At 37.9% G+C, this 18063-nt stretch carries 16 protein-coding genes, 1 tRNA gene and 1 other RNA gene; 13 read left to right on the top strand and 5 right to left on the bottom strand.

Annotation, left to right across the window (positions count from 1 at the left end; all coding sequences use genetic code 11):
• Positions 1–484: 484 nt before the first annotated feature.
• Positions 485–1105, bottom strand: a complete 621-nt coding sequence (locus AB7E63_RS05120) for an HAD-IA family hydrolase (RefSeq protein WP_013924850.1) — start codon at positions 1103–1105, stop codon at positions 485–487.
• A gap of 450 nt (positions 1106–1555) precedes the next feature.
• On the opposite strand from AB7E63_RS05120, the gene AB7E63_RS05115 reads away from it, so the two are divergent.
• From AB7E63_RS05115 to AB7E63_RS05070, 10 genes are all read left to right on the top strand, one after another.
• Positions 1556–2167, top strand: coding sequence for a hypothetical protein (locus AB7E63_RS05115; protein ID WP_237753907.1), 612 nt, complete (start codon positions 1556–1558; stop codon positions 2165–2167).
• Between the two features lie 134 nt (positions 2168–2301).
• Positions 2302–2375, top strand: a tRNA-Val gene (locus tag AB7E63_RS05110).
• Positions 2376–2394: 19 nt separating this feature from the next.
• Positions 2395–4119, top strand: a complete 1725-nt coding sequence (locus AB7E63_RS05105) for a His/Gly/Thr/Pro-type tRNA ligase C-terminal domain-containing protein (protein ID WP_428418888.1) — start codon at positions 2395–2397, stop codon at positions 4117–4119.
• Between the two features lie 20 nt (positions 4120–4139).
• Positions 4140–4709 (top strand): translation initiation factor IF-3, encoded by a 570-nt coding sequence (gene infC, locus AB7E63_RS05100; protein ID WP_006340934.1) that lies wholly within the window; start codon positions 4140–4142, stop codon positions 4707–4709.
• 34 nt (positions 4710–4743) lie between these two features.
• Positions 4744–4938 carry a 50S ribosomal protein L35 gene (gene rpmI / locus AB7E63_RS05095; protein WP_006340933.1) on the top strand — a complete coding sequence of 65 codons (195 nt, stop codon included), beginning with the start codon at positions 4744–4746 and terminating at the stop codon, positions 4936–4938.
• Between the two features lie 77 nt (positions 4939–5015).
• Positions 5016–5372, top strand: coding sequence for a 50S ribosomal protein L20 (rplT, locus tag AB7E63_RS05090; RefSeq protein WP_013924851.1), 357 nt, complete (start codon positions 5016–5018; stop codon positions 5370–5372).
• Positions 5373–5504: 132 nt separating this feature from the next.
• Positions 5505–6533, top strand: a complete 1029-nt coding sequence (gene pheS, locus AB7E63_RS05085; RefSeq protein ID WP_006340931.1) for a phenylalanine--tRNA ligase subunit alpha — start codon at positions 5505–5507, stop codon at positions 6531–6533.
• A 3-nt stretch (positions 6534–6536) separates the two neighbouring features.
• Positions 6537–7424: an RluA family pseudouridine synthase gene (locus tag AB7E63_RS05080; RefSeq protein ID WP_013924852.1), complete on the top strand. Its 888-nt coding sequence runs from the start codon at positions 6537–6539 to the stop codon at positions 7422–7424.
• Positions 7421–8470, top strand: coding sequence for a glycosyltransferase family 9 protein (locus AB7E63_RS05075; protein WP_013924853.1), 1050 nt, complete (start codon positions 7421–7423; stop codon positions 8468–8470). Before AB7E63_RS05080 ends, AB7E63_RS05075 begins: the two co-directional genes overlap by 4 nt.
• A gap of 35 nt (positions 8471–8505) precedes the next feature.
• Positions 8506–9750 (top strand): hypothetical protein, encoded by a 1245-nt coding sequence (locus tag AB7E63_RS05070; RefSeq protein WP_006340927.1) that lies wholly within the window; start codon positions 8506–8508, stop codon positions 9748–9750.
• Here the strand turns inward: AB7E63_RS05070 and AB7E63_RS05065 are convergent.
• Positions 9747–10862 carry a phosphotransacetylase family protein gene (locus tag AB7E63_RS05065; protein ID WP_006340926.1) on the bottom strand — a complete coding sequence of 372 codons (1116 nt, stop codon included), beginning with the start codon at positions 10860–10862 and terminating at the stop codon, positions 9747–9749. The two genes, AB7E63_RS05070 and AB7E63_RS05065, sit on opposite strands and share 4 nt — an antisense overlap.
• A gap of 122 nt (positions 10863–10984) precedes the next feature.
• Here AB7E63_RS05065 and AB7E63_RS05060 point away from each other — a divergent pair, with 122 nt between their 5' ends.
• From AB7E63_RS05060 to ffs, 3 genes are all read left to right on the top strand, one after another.
• Entirely contained in the window at positions 10985–11650 is a 666-nt protein-coding gene (locus tag AB7E63_RS05060) for a MazG family protein (RefSeq protein WP_226987372.1), read from the top strand.
• Positions 11647–12150 (top strand): NUDIX hydrolase, encoded by a 504-nt coding sequence (locus tag AB7E63_RS05055; RefSeq protein WP_006340924.1) that lies wholly within the window; start codon positions 11647–11649, stop codon positions 12148–12150. Before AB7E63_RS05060 ends, AB7E63_RS05055 begins: the two co-directional genes overlap by 4 nt.
• 118 nt (positions 12151–12268) lie before the next feature.
• Positions 12269–12367, top strand: an RNA gene (gene ffs, locus AB7E63_RS05050) — signal recognition particle sRNA small type.
• Positions 12368–12803: 436 nt separating this feature from the next.
• Here the strand turns inward: ffs and AB7E63_RS05045 are convergent.
• From AB7E63_RS05045 to AB7E63_RS05035, 3 genes are all read right to left on the bottom strand, one after another.
• Positions 12804–15869 (bottom strand): hypothetical protein, encoded by a 3066-nt coding sequence (locus tag AB7E63_RS05045; protein WP_428418883.1) that lies wholly within the window; start codon positions 15867–15869, stop codon positions 12804–12806.
• 181 nt (positions 15870–16050) lie between these two features.
• Complete coding sequence (locus tag AB7E63_RS05040; protein ID WP_006340922.1) at positions 16051–17019, bottom strand: class I SAM-dependent methyltransferase; 969 nt, start codon at positions 17017–17019, stop codon at positions 16051–16053.
• A gap of 22 nt (positions 17020–17041) precedes the next feature.
• Positions 17042–17974 carry an asparagine synthase-related protein gene (locus AB7E63_RS05035; RefSeq protein WP_428418899.1) on the bottom strand — a complete coding sequence of 311 codons (933 nt, stop codon included), beginning with the start codon at positions 17972–17974 and terminating at the stop codon, positions 17042–17044.
• Between the last annotated feature and the right edge of the window lie 89 nt (positions 17975–18063).

The raw sequence follows: 18063 nt of genomic DNA, 5'->3' as shown, positions 1-18063 counted from the left end.
TTCGTTGGTTCAACATTTTATTGCTTTTTAGCTTATTCTCAGGAATTTCGTTTGCCCTTACTTCGATCCAGCTTGTAATTTGACCGGCCCATCTTTAGAAGCCCTCTTATATCTCGTGGATGAACTGAAGGAATAGTCGCAATCGCGTCAGCAAAATCTTCTTTCCTCCCTCAATTATAATAAATGGCATGCAGGTATGCATTATTTTCTGGTAGCATGACCCCAATGCCATTTGCACAAGAAACCTCAAGGGGGGGCTTGCACGAGTTGGTTCAGAGAGCGTGTGTGTGTATTCCTTCTCAAAATAAAGGGCCTTCAATTGTTTTAGCTTACGCCATTCACAGATAGCTTGAGTAATGGTGAGGATATGTCATTGATTAGAAAAAGCCTTGGTCGAAGTATTCAAGACAACACGTTTATAGTGAGTTTAACGACATTGACGCGAATAGAACAGAGCGTAGCCTTTCCTGCAAGGTTCTTATTTTCATCTGTTTACTTTTAGATCGGACAGTTTGACGTATGTTGATTCATAATCGGTATGAAGGATACTTTGAATCCCTAGTCCTTGAGCGACTTCGACAAACATAGGTGTATTTTCAATATAGACGACTCGTTCAGCAGGAACTTGTGCGATCTCCAAAGCGAGGCGAAAAATATCTTCGTCTGGTTTGCGCAAATGCACGATGCTGGAAGAAATAAAAAAATCTACGAATTCGCCTAACTTAAATTTTTTTATTCTGTATTCATTTAACTCTTTACTTTCATTACTAACAACGGCGATTTTAAGGCTATGCAGGATCTTAAGTTTAAGAGCCAAGTTAATCATTTGTGGAAAAGGCTTTGATTGATCAAACATGAATTTTTGAAAATCTTCTCGTGTAAACATTCGCTTTCGATAGAATACAACTCTATTTAAATAGTTCTCAAGGGTAAGCTTTCCTATTTCGAATGTGTCAGAGGTTAGGTGATGGCGACTCTCCATGTCTTCAAAATCAAGGTTAAATTTTTGTGATGCCAGCATGCGGGACTGTCTATCCCATCCATTAGTTAAAAGAACACCGCCAATATCTATAAATAATGTAGTTATCGATGCGGACTTTTTCATCTGATTCCCTTTATTTTTGTCTAAAAAAAGAGGTGCTAATCGATCTTTAATGGAGACAATCGATGCATATCACAAGATGCGATATCTGTTAAGTATGGAATTTAATTTTAAATCATAAGGAATCAGGGGTTCTTTTTACTCATCTATTTTTTGAACAAGTGAAATAGCCACCCTAAGCGGGTAATTTATTATGGGCTGATCATAGTATAGGGGTACGATCGAAAGAGAAGCAAAGAGGGGTGTTACTGTCAGAATATCATGGTGGAATTAAATACTTTATTTATGCTTACAATTATCAATGAACAATTTATTTTTAGGTCTATTTCGATGTTATATCTTAAACCAAGCAGACGATTACCTTTCGCTTTAATTCTTTTTTTTGTCTGTTTTTTGAGTGTTGCATCGATTGATGGTTTGGAATGCAATGCGAAGAGGTTATTAGAAGTGCGAATGATCTCTGATGATTGTTTATTAGAATTGATGAGTGGGGATTATGAAGATGGAAAGATTTTTGATGTTCAAAAATACATGTGCGAACGAGCCAGTGATGAGGATTTATTAGGCTATTCCCCAAAAGGTGCTTTGTGGGAGTGGGAATATCTAGGTTCTATCGGACAGTATCACGCCATCCGAAGTGTCATCCAGGGTGATACATGGCATCAACATAACGTCACAGTTTTAAAATTTGTTGAGCATGGAATAACGATTGTTTCAAGAATTCTTGGATTAAAACATCATGAAATTCTTTCAGCTGAAGTAAAAGGGGATTATATCTTATATACTCAAATGACAACAGGTTACGATCTTTTTCAGGCGATGACTAAAAAATACCCTGAGCTAAAGATGCAAATTCCTTTAATACGTGAATTAAAGGAAATGGAAAACCTACCGATTGGATGCATTGTATATGAGGTGAAATTAGAAAACCAAGGCAAGCTATCTTCTGAACAAATGGTGTCGTTCAGCACCAGCGAAGGATGGAGACCTTGGAAAGGACACAATCTAGAAGAGTTAAAAGAACGCATTTTGGGATTGAGCAAAACTGACAAATCTGAGTGGTGATAGAATCTGCTTCCAAGTGGTATCTCTGATGAAAAGCAAAAATCTTCAAGGACACGCTTCTTTTGCTTGAATAAATTTAGCACGATCGGCTATTGTTCTTGTTCAGTGATCAAAACTCATACATGAATTTAGATGGGGTATTAGCTCAGTTGGTTAGAGCGCCACGTTGACATCGTGGAGGTCAGCTGTTCAAGTCAGCTATATCCCATTCCCCTCTCAAATACCCCATGAATTTTATACCGATATCTCTTCGAACCCTTTTATCCAAGTTGCTGGGTTGCGTGCTACGCGATCTGTTTCCTAACGTTCAGCTTGTTCAAAGTGGGATTAATCAGGTGGGGTTTTACTATGATTGTCTTTTCCCACAGCCTGTGACAGAAACTTTATTACCTCTCATAGAAGAGCGTCTTTGGCAATTATGCAAAAATCCTCCCACAATTCAAGAAATGCATATGATGCGCGAAAATGCAGTGCATTTTTTTCAACATCACGGTCAGTCTTTTCATGCGCAGCTCGCCGAAAATGCAGAGGAAAATATTGTTGAATTAATCAGGATGGCGGATTTTTATGATCTTTATGCCGAAACTGAAATTCCTGATCCAACGGTTATTAGAGCTGTAAAAATTCTCTCTTTTTCTGAAAAAGAAATTTACAATGCAAGCTTTGGTAAATTACGTGTGATTCGCCTTTTTGGGGCCGCTTTTTTGCAGCGCGATGAGATGAAAGTTTTTCTAAAAAAGTGGACGCGTCATAAAAAAAATCAGCATGTGCATCTTGGGCAAGAAATGGAATTGTTTCTTCCTGCAGGGATATCTTCCTGGGTATGGCTTCCGCGCGGCGAATCTTTGCGCGCTGCTGTTTTGAAATGGTGTGAAAATGGCTATGCTGCAAATGGTTATCAAAAAATTGGAATGACTGGCTTGCTGCCTCTAGAGCATTTTTCGTTTAAGCCTTCTGTCGAAAAAAAAATACGGGAACAGTCTTGGATCGTTGAAAAAGAAGAAGAAGAGTATGTTCTCCCTTCTACGCAGCTTTCCTCTGCTTTTTTTGCTGCATCCGCTTTGTGCTCTTTTCCCCTTCGATTTTTTGAATCTGAAAAGCGATTTTCTCCTGCGGCAAGTGATCAATTAGATGGATTGCTTAAATCCCAAACTTGTGAAATGAGCAATGCTTATCTGTTTTGCCTAACAGAGCAAGTTTTGCATGAATTGATTTCTTCCTTGCAATTCATTGAGGAAACAGTTAAAGTATTTGGTTTTGAGGCCCAGTGGTATTTGTACCCAAAGGCTGAAAAAAATGCTGCTGCAAAGAAGCAATGGCCACAAGCAATTGCGTTTTTGCATGAAGCATTAAAGTTCTGTCACTTAAATTATCAGGTTGAAGAAGCTTTTTCTTCTTGGCGAGGTCCTAGAATTGAAGTTAAACTATTCGATTCACTCAATAGGCAATGGAAAGGACCTCAATTAGAGTTTGATCTTTTTAGTGCAGAATCATTCGCATTAGCTAGTCAAGCAAAAGGCCTTCAAAGCACCCCGTGGGTGATTCGTTGGACTGCACTTGGCTCGACCGAACGATGGATAGCTCTTTTAATAGAGCAAAACGAGGGGCGCTTGCCATTTTGGTTAGCACCTGAGCAAGTGCGAATCTTCCCAATAGGGGAGAAAGTAATAGAGTATGCGAAGAAAATACAGGTCTTGATGTTAAATCAAAACCTAAGAGTTGCGATTGATAAACGACAGCATCCGCTGGCAGAAAAAATCTATGATGCAACTCGACAGCGAGTTCCCTATTTAGTGATCGTTGGGGACAAAGAAGAACGAGAAAATCGATTGACTGTTCGCTCTTTTGACGACAAAACTGCAAAAACTGATGTTGAGATTAAAGACTTTCTTGCCCTTTTGAGTAAAGAAAATCTGTTTGACCAGCAAAATGCAGATGATAAAGAGCACTAATAAGGAGTTTAAGAGTCGGATTGAAAGCGAATCGAGAGATACGTGCTCCAAAGGTGCGCGTAATAAGTCAAACAGGCGAGCAAATTGGAATTATCTCCATACAAGAAGCTTTAGCACGAGCTGAAGAAGCGGGGCTAGACCTTGTTGAAATCGTTCCTGGTTCATCTCCTCCTGTTTGTAAGATTATGAATTACGGGAAATTCCGTTACGATCAAACGAAACGTGAGAAAGAAAATAAAAAGGCGCAACATCAAATTAGGGTTAAAGAAATTAAAATTAAGCCTAATATTGATGAAAACGACTTAAACACGAAACTTCGGCATGCTCGGGACTTTATCCAAAAAGGAAATAAAGTCAAGATTACTTGTACATTTCGTGGTAGGGAAATGATGCACCCTGAAATAGGGGAAAAGCTCGTTCAGAAGCTATGCGATGAACTTGATGAAATTGCCATTCCTGAAGCTCCGATGAAGATGTTTGGACGGATTTTGAATGTAGTTCTTGCACCTGGATCAAAGAAGAAAAAAGAAACTCCTAAGCGTTCATCTTCTCCGGAAGATGCCGATTCGACTGAACAACAGCCGAATTAGAACGAATAAGAGTATTTATTTTAGGAGAATTACAGTGCCCAAAATGAAAACAAAAAAAGCCGTGGCTGCCAGATTTAAATTGACTGGTACTGGGAAGCTTAAAAGAGGCCATCCTGGAAAACGGCATATTTTGACTAAAAAATCACCCAAACGGAAACGTCAGTTGTCAAAGCCAGCCCTAGTGGATGAGGGACAACTCAAGACTTACAAACGTTTGATGTGCGTATAAATGCATCTGCCAGAGTGCCGATGCGATAATAAACGTGTCTAGGCTGAAAGCTTAGATGTAAAATAGTGGAGATTAGCATGGTTAGAGCAACCAACGCTGTCGCTTCACGTCGTCGCAAAAAAAGACTGCGTAAACTATCGAAAGGATTTGTTGGAGATCGTAAAAACCATTTACGTCTAACAACCGAAGCTGTTATGCGTGCTATGGCGTACAACTATCGCCATCGCAAACTGAAAAAACGAGATTTTCGTAGTTTATGGATTATGCGTATCAGTGCTGCAGCAAAAATTCATGGGATGTCATACAGTAAGTTGATCCATGGATTAAAAGAAGCACGATGTGAACTTGATAGAAAAATGTTAGCCGATATCGCAGTACGCGACCCTAATAGCTTTGAAGCTGTAGTGGTTTGTGCAAAGGCATCCCTCGCTTAGAGGTTTTGATATCGACTGGTTTTAAGCAGAGCCCTAAGCGGCTCTGCTTTTTTTTTGGAACGAGATTGATTATTTCGTTTTCCTACTTCTTATCGACCATCAATGAAGACCTGTCAAAGTGAGTAAAAAATAATGGACATAACAATAGAGTCATTACGGAACGAATTTAACCATGAATTAAATACAGCTCATTCTTCCGCTGATTTGGAACAGATCAAAGTTAAATACTTAGGAAAAAAAGGACCTCTGCAAAATTTGATGAAATCCCTGCGAGATGTTTCCCCTGAAGAACGCCCAGAGGTTGGAAAGCAAATTAACTTACTCAAAGAAGAGATGGAAGGCGCGCTAGAGGCCAGCCAAACTCGATTTCTTTCAACCGAAGAAAATGCCCAATTAGAAAGAGAAGTGATTGATGTGACACTTCCTGGACGCAGACGTTTTGCTGGGCGTAAACATATCATCACACAAGTTCTCGACGAAATGATCGATATCCTTATTGAAATGGGCTTTTCAGTTCAATATGGGCCTGATATTGATTCTGACTATTACAATTTTGAAGCACTAAATTTTGCGCCTGATCATCCAGCACGCGATATGCAGGATACTTTCTACCTTTCCACCGATATGCTTTTAAGGACACACACCAGTAATATTCAAGCGCGCATCATGGAAGCTAATCGTCCGCCGATTCGTATCATTGCTCCTGGAAAAGTTTATCGTAATGAAACCATTACAGCACGTTCACACGTTTTCTTTCACCAGGTTGAAGCATTATATGTGGACGTCAATGTGACATTTGCCGATCTTTTAGCTACTATGGACCAGTTTGTAGCAAAATTTTTTGGACGTGAAATTGAAACACGTTATCGCCCTAGTTATTTCCCCTTCGTTGAGCCTGGCATGGAAGTTGATATTTCGTGTCTTAACTGCCATAAAAGCGGCTGCTATCTTTGTAAGCACACAGGCTGGCTAGAGATTGCAGGGGCTGGAATGGTTCATCCTGAAGTGCTTAAATATGGGAATATTGATCCCGAAGTTTATACAGGTTTTGCTTGGGGAATGGGCGTTGAGCGTTTAATTTTATTGAAACACGGGGTGAGTGATATCCGTCTTTTCACAGAAAATGATATGCGCTTCTTGACCCAATTTCCAGAAGTTTAAAATATGCACATCTGGAAAGTGGCTTCGGCAGAATCAGGCATGACCCTAAATGCATTTCTCAAACTCAAATTGGGGGATGCCTATTCCGCTAAACAATTAAAGCATGCTATTGAGCGTAATCTTTGTCGCATCAATCAACGAGTGGAACGCTTCGCCTCTACACGTGTTGCAAATGGCGATCAAATTGAATGGGACAACGACAAGCTTCAATTTCTTTTTGCTTCTTCCCAGTTAAAATTTGAAGCTAAGCGGATCATCTATGAAGATGCTGATCTCTTGGTTTATGATAAGCCAGCCGGAATTAATTGCGATACGAGTGGTATTGTTCGACTCATCCATCAGAAGGATCCCTCACTTAAGCTTGTTCACCGCCTTGACCGCGACACGACCGGTATCCTTTTGTTTGCCAAGACAGACGCAGTTTTGCACAAAATGATTCATTTGTTTAAAACATTTAAAGTGAAAAAGACTTATTATGTCATTGTGGACGGTGCTATTAGCAAAGAGAAAGGCGTCATCGACAACAACCTTGCTCCTTTGCATAAATACCAAGGACAAACAGTTTGGGGACAGGCCACAGGATCTAAAGGTGTACATGCCCGTACTGGTTGGAGAAAAGAAAAGAAAGGTCAGGATTGTACTTTAATCCAATGCTATCCAGTTACAGGGATCACACATCAAATTCGGGTACATATGAGTGAAATGGGGCATCCTATTTTAGGCGATTACCAATATGGTCGACGTTTTATCTGTTCTTATCAACCCTCACGTTACTTGCTGCATGCTTATGAAATCACTTTCCCACATCCGAGCTCAGAAAAAGAGATCAGGTTAAAGGCCCCGCTGCCTTCCGATTTTAAACAAGCCCTTGATCATTTGAGGCTGATATGAAAATTCTTATCGTGAAGACTTCATCTTTAGGCGATATCATCCAAACATTTCCAGTCCTTGACTATTTAAGAAGTCGCTTTCCGCATGCCCAGATTGATTGGGTGGTAGAGAAACCATTTTCTGAACTTGTTCAAGGGCATCCAGCGGTCTCAAATGTACTGTACGTCCACACCAAAAAATGGAGAAAATTTTTTCCTCTAAGAGAAAATTGGTGGGATATTTGTGAAACATTTTCGAGTTTGCGTAAAGTCACCTATGATGTGATCTTTGATTTACAGGGAAACAGCAAATCAGGGCTTATTGTGGGAATGGCTAAAGGCATAAAAAAAGTAGGATTTGGATGGAATTCTGTGCCCGAATGGCCAAATTTGCTTGTCTCAAACGTGAAGTTCGATCCTCCTGTGGGCTATAATATCCGAGAGGATTATCTTGCCATCCCACAGCAATTTTTCAATGATTTCACTTACGTTCCTCAAAAGATCTTATTGAATATTTCTGAAGAAAACCAAGCTTGTGTGAAATCTCTATTAACTTCCGGAAAAACTGTCTTGGTTTGTCCAGGGACAATTTGGCGCAACAAGCAGCTTCCCGAAAAGACGTTGATCGAACTGCTGCGCATGATCCAAGAAAGATTTGCCTGCCGTTATTTGTTTATTTGGGGGTCTTCTGACGAAAAAGAGATGGTTCAAAGACTCCATACACAATTGATTCAAAATAGCCAAATCGTCGATAAACTTCCTTTGCCTCTCTTACAAAATCTGATGAGTCAAGTTGACCTTGTGTTGGCCATGGATTCTCTTCCTTTGCATTTGGCTGGCACGACTGGTACACCCACATTTAGCATTTTTGGGGCTTCATTAGCCTTGAAATACCAGCCGTTAGGGACACAAAGCCACGCTTTGCAAGGAAGCTGCCCCTACGGTCAAACTTTTACCAAGCGCTGTCCAAAACTACGCAAGTGCTCATCTGGGGCCTGTATTCAAGAACTTTCTGCAATAGACATTTTTCAGTCTTTTCAGGCACAATGCTCTCGCTATTTGGGCTAACGTCACTATTTTACACGTTTGAACGCAGGTTTCTTATGACAATTAAATTCGATTTTTCGGATGGTAATTTTCAATCCAATTTAGTTAAAGCAGCTAAAGATCCTAAATTTGTCATGACAACAAAATTCGGGGTGCGGAAAAAAGATGGGAGATTAAAAGGATGTATCATATATGTCCTTAATCTTGTTCTCAAACCTTTTAGAAGAAGTATTGCTTCAACAAATGCCGAAAAATCTTTAGCGACTGCCCAAAAAACGATTGAATCTGCTCGCGAGATATTTTCCGATCTGCAAAATTTCAGAAATATGCATAAAATTTTGGAACGCACCATTTTTCTCGCCAGAATCGATCAGGCAGAGAAAGAAAAAATGATGGCAATTTTGAACTCTAAAATTTTCCCTTCAGAAGCATTCCTAGAAGATGCACAAGAAAATTTAAAAAATCTAGAAACTATCAATTCTATTCAGCCTGCAAGTGAATTAGAAAAAAATGAAATCAAAGGCAAAGTAGCCAATATATTTCGATTTTTGGATTCCATTGATTCAGATATCATTCATTCACATCTCAATGAATTAGCCGAAGCCGTTGGAAAATATGGTTCTATTTCTATGGTGAATGAGGTATTCAAACGAATTAATACTGAACCCAGCTCTAAACATTTTATTTTTGTTAAAGCTGCAATTAGCGGCACTTTCTTATCAAAAAACAAAGAAATTTTAAATGCTATCCAACAAGATGTTAGATCTTTGGCAAACGGAGAGTTTTTATTTCATGCCGCGATCGTGTACATAGCTTTGGAAAATGAACTTGATCTTTCTGATGATTTTTTTAACTTTGCATTTGATTTTTGCAAACCGACTTTACAAAGAGATGATAACGAAGTTTCCGGATTATTTTTTCTTATGGATTGCCCAATAAATAAGTATAGTCTAGCTTTTGCGGAAAAATTTTTGACTAGGTTTCCCCATCTAGTAAATCACCCAATAAATCATGTGCATCCAATTCTTTTGGCGATAGCAAATAATTCAGTGGCATTAATTGAGCTATTTCTGGAAAAGGGTGCAAATCCTAATATTCAAATTCCCAAGTTAAAACTGATTCAATTAGTATTAAAAGATCCCCTTTTGTATCCGATTGCGGAAAGATTAATCAAAGCAGATACATCTAAACAAACCTGGTTGGATGCCGGATTAATTGAAGTGAGCGAGAAAGAGACCATTTCTTTAGAAAAAGTTCTCGAAAGATTTAAGGCGACTTATCCTCTTCCAGCATCAATTTAATGTGAGGAATGCCCATTTGTGAGTAAGTTGAAATCCACATTATCTTCCACTAGGGATATCGCTTTTTCTACTTTTGGAAGGTCTTCCATACGGATTTTGGCGATATAAGAAGTGATCATTTTTAAAGCATCGTAGCTATGCAAGGGAGCATATAAAGTGGGGATGTCTACCCGTCGAATTTGTTCGCAAATTTCTTTGCTTGGCGGATGTCTACCAGTTAAAATCATTCCACCTTGAAAATCCGTGCCATCCATTTTAGAGGCAGCTAGGTGCTGTTTCAAGACCGAATGAATAATATCTTCACGACTAGCCGGCGTAATCACTAACTCATTTAGAATCACTTCTTCTTCATAAGCTTCAAGGGAAGAGGCAGCTAAACGAGTGTGTTTAAAATGGCGATAGCGATGCTGCTCGCCAGCAAATAAGGTGGTATCAAAAAGATATTCAAAGTCTTTAATGGTGGGATTATTTAAAAATTCGTTGTAAGGAATGCATCCTGCCAAAGGGATGTTCCATTTTTTAAGCAAGCGAGGGAAGTAATGCAGAATCATCTCCCTCTTTTCCTCATAAACGCGATTAAGAATAACTCCGCGGACTTTAACCTTATGTTCTTTGCACAAAGCTAAGTTTAAAGCAAGTTCGTCATAAGCCGAGCCAAGTCCTCCAGAGGTTACGATCACCATTTCAAGACCCAATAAAGAGGCAACCTTTGCATTGCTTAAATCGATGATAGAGCCTACTCCAACATGTCCCGTACCTTCCACAATGGTGTAGTCATTGGCTTTGGAGATTTTCTGAAAAGAGTGCTTAATTTTTTGCGTCATGCCTTCTTCAGTGACTTTACCCTCAATAAAATCTCTCGTAAAACCTTGTGGAATAATCACAGGACTCATATCTGCCCAGGGATCTTCTAACTGAAAGGCGTTTTTGAATAAGATCACATCTTTATCAACCGTCACATTTCCTTCAATAGTCACATGTTGTTGACCAATAGGCTTGATAAATCCAACTTTGGAATACCGTTTTTTTAAGCCCGAAATAATTCCTAGACATAACGTTGTTTTGCCAATGTTTTGTCCTGTGGATGCGATAAAAACTGAGGATTTTGGCATTTTAACATTCCTTGTTGGCAAGTCAAACTATGAAAGCTAAGGCAAAAAAAGGCAAGAACTTGATGAGAGAAATCGGGATTCATGATAAATTGCTTCTTTTTGATTTTAACTTGGGGTGCAAAATGACACAAGCGGATGAAAATTTGCTGGGCAAAATTCGAGAACTTCTAGACGTTTTAAATACATTGCTGGGGCCCAATGGATGTCCTTGGGATCGCGAACAAACGCTTGAAACCCTCCGTTCAACTCTTTTAGAAGAAGCTGCTGAATGGATTGAAGCTGTCGATTCAGGGGATGTTAATCATATGGAGGAAGAGCTGGGCGATCTCTTTTTAAATCTTTTCTTTATCACCAAATTAGCTGAAAAAGAAGGAAAATTTAGAATGGCAGAGCCTGTTGAGCATATTATTGCAAAGCTGATTCGCCGCCATCCCCATGTATTCAGCACAAAAAAATTGGAGACCGCGGAAGAAGTTGCGAGTCAATGGGAAGCAATTAAAGCTCAGGAAAAGCAAGAAAGAAAAAGTGCTTTAGATGGGATTTCAAAAGCGCTTCCAGGTTTAACGCGTGGAATGAAAATAGGAAAAAAAATCAAAAAGACAGATTTTTCCCTAGGGAACTTTAAAAGCATTTCTTGGGATTGTGCCGATGAAGAATCGGTCGGAAAGATGCTATTTTCTCTCGTTTTATATGCGGAAGAAAACAAAATTGATCCTGAAATAGCTTTGAGAAAAACACTTTCTAACGTTGAAAAGCATTTTCGTACTTACGAGGGAACAATAGAATGAGACAATTTACAACATCCGTTTACATTTTAGAAGAACAGAAAGTTCTTCTGATCTTTCATAAAAAACTGCAAAAGTGGTTGCCTCCTGGAGGGCATATAGAGCCAAATGAAGCTCCTCCAGAAGCAGCTAGACGTGAAGCTTTAGAAGAGACAGGATTAGAAATTGGTTTTTTTCTACAAGAAAATGTTTGGATAGAAAGATGGAATGCGACAAGCTTTGCTCGTCCTTATCTGTGTCTAACCGCTGAAGTTCCTGCTTATCGGGAGCAGCCGGCACACCAACATTTAGATTTTGTTTACTTGGGATTTCCATTAAAAGGAGAAATCACACAGAATGTTGAAGAAACGGAAGGAATTCGTTGGTTTACAGAATCTGAAGTCGAATTATTAAAACCCGACGAAGAAATATTTGTCGAAACTCAACAAGCTTTGCGGAAGATTTTTTCAGAAGATTTAGCAACATTTAAAAAATCCCATTTGTCTACTGCTGGGACTATTTGAACGAGGAGCTATGCATGAAAGAGAGCTTCTGTATGCCACTCTTTATAGAAGCAAAAATAACCATTGCAGTTAACTCACTATTTGGTTAACCTTTTACTTTCAATCTATTCCTCTTTAAGCCGGGGACCTCATAGAATGAAACAGTCCGAACCAGGTCAGGACAGGAATGTAGCAGCCTTAAGGATGTTGTTTGTGCTTTGAGACAATCTCCGGCCCTTTTTTTCAAAAAATTCAATTCTTTTCTATAAAGAATACCTTTAAAAATTATGAGAATGATTACCCTTTTTAAACTTTTAAAATAGTGGTGATAAAATGCATGTACCATCACGATAGTGAACGTTTGCATATGGTATCGACAAGTCAAAGCTCTCCATTAACTTTTTTCTGTTATTATTTCTCTATTTTGTTCTGCATCCTCAATTTCGCTTATAATTAAAAATTTTGTAAAGCTGTGTTAATGAAATAAAATATTTTTTTAGGGTGTTTCCTCATTGTAGCCTGATAAGATTTTGTAAAAGGTTATTTTTTTACAAAACTTTAAAAATGAGAGATTGCGGAATGATCGAGATAAAATGTGTTTGATTTCTGCAGGAGAAGTCTTATGACTTCTCCTGCATAAAAAAAAGGAATTTTAATGTGATAAATAAGTGTTTTTATTCATCCATCTTTTCTTTACCTTTGTCTTTTCGTTTTCTTTTCGCAAGAGGTTCTTCGGGTTCTAGAGAATCTTTACTCAACGAATCCGCTGGTTCTATCTTCGTTTCTTTAAATTCGAACTTTCTTTTTGTTTGCGTAAAAGAGTCAATAGATGTGGTGGGTAACCAGGCCATGATTTGCATTATGCTATTGAAAGAAAGGTTTCTAGACAATACATGATCTAGGAATTCTCGAGTATAACCATTCATTTTAAGCGCTTTTATAAACGGGAAAGTCATTTCCGAAAATTGAAACATATTTGAAACATTTGGTAAAATCGAAGCAAGAGCTCTTTCACCTAAAAACGTTCCTAAAGAAGCGGCTTCATGTCGTTTACGTTTCTCTAAAATTGAAAAGCAAATATTTTTAACGGCCTGTTGAGTAACATTGATAGGGTATAAAGCAAAAATTGTTTCTAAACACTTAATTTTACTTTCAATAGCCATCAAAGGTGCATTTAGGAGTAATATACCGATCTTCTTAAGATAAGTATTTCTTTCTTCTTGTGCTTCTACTTTTTGTAAGGCTTTTGTATTTTCTTTAAGTAAAAATGTAAAAATATCTTTCGATTCATTTTCGAAGTATATTTTTAAATGTTTGGCTCCAAGTGCATCATAAGCCTCCTTCCAAGCACTTATTTTGTTGAAAACAATTTCATTTAAGCATCTGGTAGAGGATTGAGTAAGTTCAAAATCTGCTAATAATCGTAAGGCTTTATTTAAAGGATAAAGTACAGCTTTGTGTGTTTTTGATCTACCTAAAAGGCGATGAACTTCTTTAGCCTCTCCACGAATTAAATGAACTGCAAGTAAGGATGGTATCATCCGATCTTTAATATTTTTTAAGGAATCTCCTTTTTTTGTTTTGCCCCGGTGAAAGCCTTCAACGAATTTCAAGACATCCGGTAGACATTCTTCTTGTTTTGAATGGATCAGCAAATATTCTAGTAGGTCAATTAAATTTACTGGGAAAGATTGCTCATCTTGATAATTTTGTAGAGGCAAGAAGAATTTATTTCCAATTTCTAGACTTATTTTGATAGGCTGCTTACAGGCATAATGAATAAGTTGAATATATAATTTTTGTTTGAGTTTTGAGTCATGAAGTAATTCAAGTCTCCCTAGCAGCTCAGAAAATAGTTCGAGCTTGTTTCCTGTCTGAGCATGTTCGAGATCGTTAATGATGACTTCTAAAAACATGTTGCGTGTTTTTTTTCCGAATCGTCGATTTAATTCTAAAGCATTGGCTAGACCGTTCTCACCCTTTAAAATTTCTTGCATCAACATGGTACGAAAAGCGATTTTGTCAAAAGCCTTTTGATTTGATAGCCGATTTTCTTCATCACGTAATGCACACAATGCGGCATCTATTTGATTAAGGCGAAGATATTCAATGACCTTTTCTGAGAAAGAATAATCAAATTCTTGTTTTTGCTTGGAATGTTCTTTATGCATGATTAAGTTATTTTTAACATCGTCAGTTAATCTATCCTGCATGGCTTGTACAAATTCAGGAAAACGATCTTCATATTCGGTAAAATCCAAGGCTAAATCCAAGGTAATTAATCGAAAATGATCAAGTAACTCTATAAAATCTTTTAAGAAACGTTGATGATCCTCATTATCTTGAGAAAGATCTAAATGATGAAAAGTTTGTAAAAGGCGGGAATTGTAAAGATAATATGGATCCGCTTTTTTTGTCGAATCTTGCAATCCCTGATATATATGTAAAAATTTTACTAGCATTTTTAGCCACTCTTCTGGGTCTTTGGTCGCTTGGAGTGCGGATTGAAAGGTACAGAATATGCTATGGAAAGCAGTATTAAGGATATAAGCATGTTGATTATTTTTGGGGATCGTCCATATTTTGGGAGGAGCTCGCAAAGCCGGGAGCGGGAATGACAAACCTTTGGTCTCTATATTCAAAATACAATCACAAAATGTTTTTGAGACTTCAGCGGCTTGATTTGAAGAGATGTTATGAATCATTGCATGAAATGCAAAGGAGGCGAACACACTTTCCTGAACACTAAAGACTAGGGATGCTTCTTGTTTTTCAATTGTTTTATTTAATATTAGTGAACCCCAGTCAAAATGATCTTGTAAACATGATTTGGAGATATTTGCTGCGCTATCAATGATTTCAAACAGTTTTTTTGCAAGAAAGGGGTCTCTGATATTTTTTGCTAAGCTGATAAAACTATGGAGGACTAAGTAATCTCCTTGTTCATATAATTTCGGAAGTGCATCTGTGAACGATAGGGATAGGTCTGAGTTGAAGCGTTGGGGAAGTGTATCTTTAGATGATAGGAGAAAGCTGGGATTTGAGCTTAAATAATCCTTATCGCTAAGTACTTCAAAAAAATAATAGAGACATTTTTGTCGTTTAGCACAATGTATCCCATTAGGTCCCATAATCCAACCGAATATTTCTTCAATACTGCTTTCGGTTGTTAAAGACATGAACTTATGCAACTGCTCTTTTACTTTAGTATTGGATCGATTACATGTAATTAACATGTAGCAAGCGTATTTTCTCTGATTTAAATCAAAAGCATCGTTATTGACAATCTCTTCAAACTGTTTTAGTTGGTATTCATTTGGTAAGTTGTCACCAAGAGAAATCGTCAGCAATAATACTTGCAAATATTCTATCGAAAAAAAACTTGCAAATTGATAAATCTCGGGGAGTAAAGAAACTGAATTTTGCATTATGGGTTGAAAGTATGCATAGAAACTATTTTCAGAGTTTTTCTTAATCGCACAATCAATGACAAAATCTAGAACGGCGGCGCTAAATTTCAATCGAGCTTCGCTCAGTTTCGATTCATCTGATTCTCCATAAGCAAAAATTTCTTTTAGGATACCTAAGTTGTCAAGGATCCGATTGTCAATTACACGTTCGTGTCCATCTAAAGTGTAAATCTTCACATAAGTAATGGATTGTGAGTGATTGTCTGAATTGTTTAAAGAAAATGCTTGATAATCAAGGGGGGCTGAATGAAGATTTGGAGGGACTTGCATGAACATCCTTTTTATTATTGATTAATTTAGGGGAGGATGAAAATTTTAACAATTTACAATAAAAAATGCAATTGTTTTGCTGATTTAATTTCAGGTAGGAGTGACTATGTGTTTTTATGTATAAATTAAAATGTTATTATCTATTTAATTAAGCATATAAAATAAATAAGGTGTGAGAAAGTTATTCCCACACCGATCTTTTTTGTTTTGGCAAGATGGGTTGTTCATTGATAGGGGTTTTTTCAATAATCGGTCGGCGTGATCCAATGAAAACAACATGGCTAATTCCATTATCTCCCCAAATAAAGCGGCAAGCTTTTTCACATAGCAGAAGAGACGTACGATTTTGTGAAAGCCAATTAAAAACAGGAGCAAAAATGAGTTTCGGGATTTTCCATAGGTTTCCAAAAAAACGATTGCTATTCCATTCCATCCATTTTTTTTTGATTCCATTAGTTTTTTCGAGATATTTTTTTTTATAGATCGGATCTTGAGAGGCCCGCACAAAATGGGATGGAATTTCAAAAAAATCTCTCAGCTGAATATATAGGCTGTGATGGCTATACACAATTTTATGAATCTTAAATTCTGTTTCCGCTAATCCTAAAAACCGTTGCAATGCATCTTCAGAATAAATATCAACGGGTGTCGAGCAAACAGCAAACCCTTCGTTAGTATTTAAACGAGCAAGTTCAGAAAATAAGATCCGAAAATGGTTTGAAGGGAGATAGGCGATGACTTCTGTGCAAATGACAAGGGGATATTCTCCATCGAGCAAAGAGGTGAAAGGAAGATGGCTTTGAATAGGCTTGATCTTTTCAGAATGAAATATTTCTAAGTGTTTAAGGGCAGATGGTGCGATGTCCACCGCATCTACTTGCGAGCCCATTTGGCTTAGTTTTTCCGAAAAAATCCCATATCCACAGCCGAGATCAGCAGTTTTTTGGGGGGGGGTGGGAAAAAACTCTTGGATGAGATTCCATGTTTGATCTATGCGTTCACGCTCCATGCAATTGCGTAAGGGATTAAATTGCTCTGGATTATTTTGCCACATTTTTTCAAAGTGTTCTTCTGCTTGCTTTTTTTGTTGATTCAAATTTGAGGAAGCACTTGGTTTAGAATCTTTTGGAGGAAGTATTTGTAACGCCATATTGCTTGCTTTTGTTTGTTATTTAATATTCTAAGAGGATTTCTTTGACACTTAAATTTGGGGGTTCGGAGGAAATCGGTCGATTGATATAAAGACGAAACCAAATTTCCAGAATGAGAACACTCCATAAATACTTAAAGGCGTAAGGCGAAGTTTGTAGCTGATCGATTTGCATCTGCACCCACCTTAAGGAAATAAGACCGCTTTCTACGAGAGATCCTCGCTTCAAAAGAAGAAATACTTCTCGTATTTGGGGGGTAATTAACCACTCCCTAAGAAATGTTTGACGCGTTTTTTTTGGCCGCTGAGCAACTGAAGAGGGCAAAGCAGCTTTCATAATCGCTTTTAAAAAAGAAGCTGTTTCACTTTCATCTAGATATTCAGGTTCTTGAAATGTTGCGAGATATTCAATGAGATGATGGTCTAGGAAAGGCGTACACCATTGAAGCTGATGGGCAGTTGTTAGGCGCTCATATTGCAAAATAAAACAATCGGGTAAGCGCGTTTTAACATCAAAATAAAGAAAAGAAGACGTGAGTGATTTAATTCTCTCCAAATGATGAAACTTATGCAAAAAAACTTCCGGATCAAATAATCCAGCTAATTTAGGAGCAGCTCTGGCAATTTCCCTCTCGCTAAAAATCGTATTTTTTTTCATGTAGTTAAATTGCCATGGATTTGTTCCTGCATGGCGTAGCAGAGGATAAGCCCAAGATTTATTGACGACACTTAGTAAAGGAATTAAAAAGGAGCGCATCATCTGCATGGTAAACTGTGCCAAAGGTGAAAAAAAAGATTGCTCGCGCTCTTCAGTTGTATAACGATTGTGACCCGCAAAGATTTCATCACTCCCCATGCCCGAAAACACAGTATGTGTTTTAGTTGAAGCAAGCTTAGCAAGTCGCCACGTTGCCACAATATTGGGATCTGCTAATGGCTCATCGAGATACCATATAATTTTGACTTAATCAGACAACTGATCGGATGGAGGAATTTGTTCAGTATAGTGAAGCAAATGAAACTGCTGTGCAGTTTCTTTTGCAG

Origin of the sequence: Parachlamydia sp. (genome assembly GCF_050255895.1) — a bacterium.
Classification (GTDB): Bacteria; Chlamydiota; Chlamydiia; order Chlamydiales; family Parachlamydiaceae; genus Parachlamydia; species Parachlamydia acanthamoebae.
Note: the sequence above shows the minus strand (reverse complement) of the source record. Positions and strands in the feature narration are given on the sequence as shown.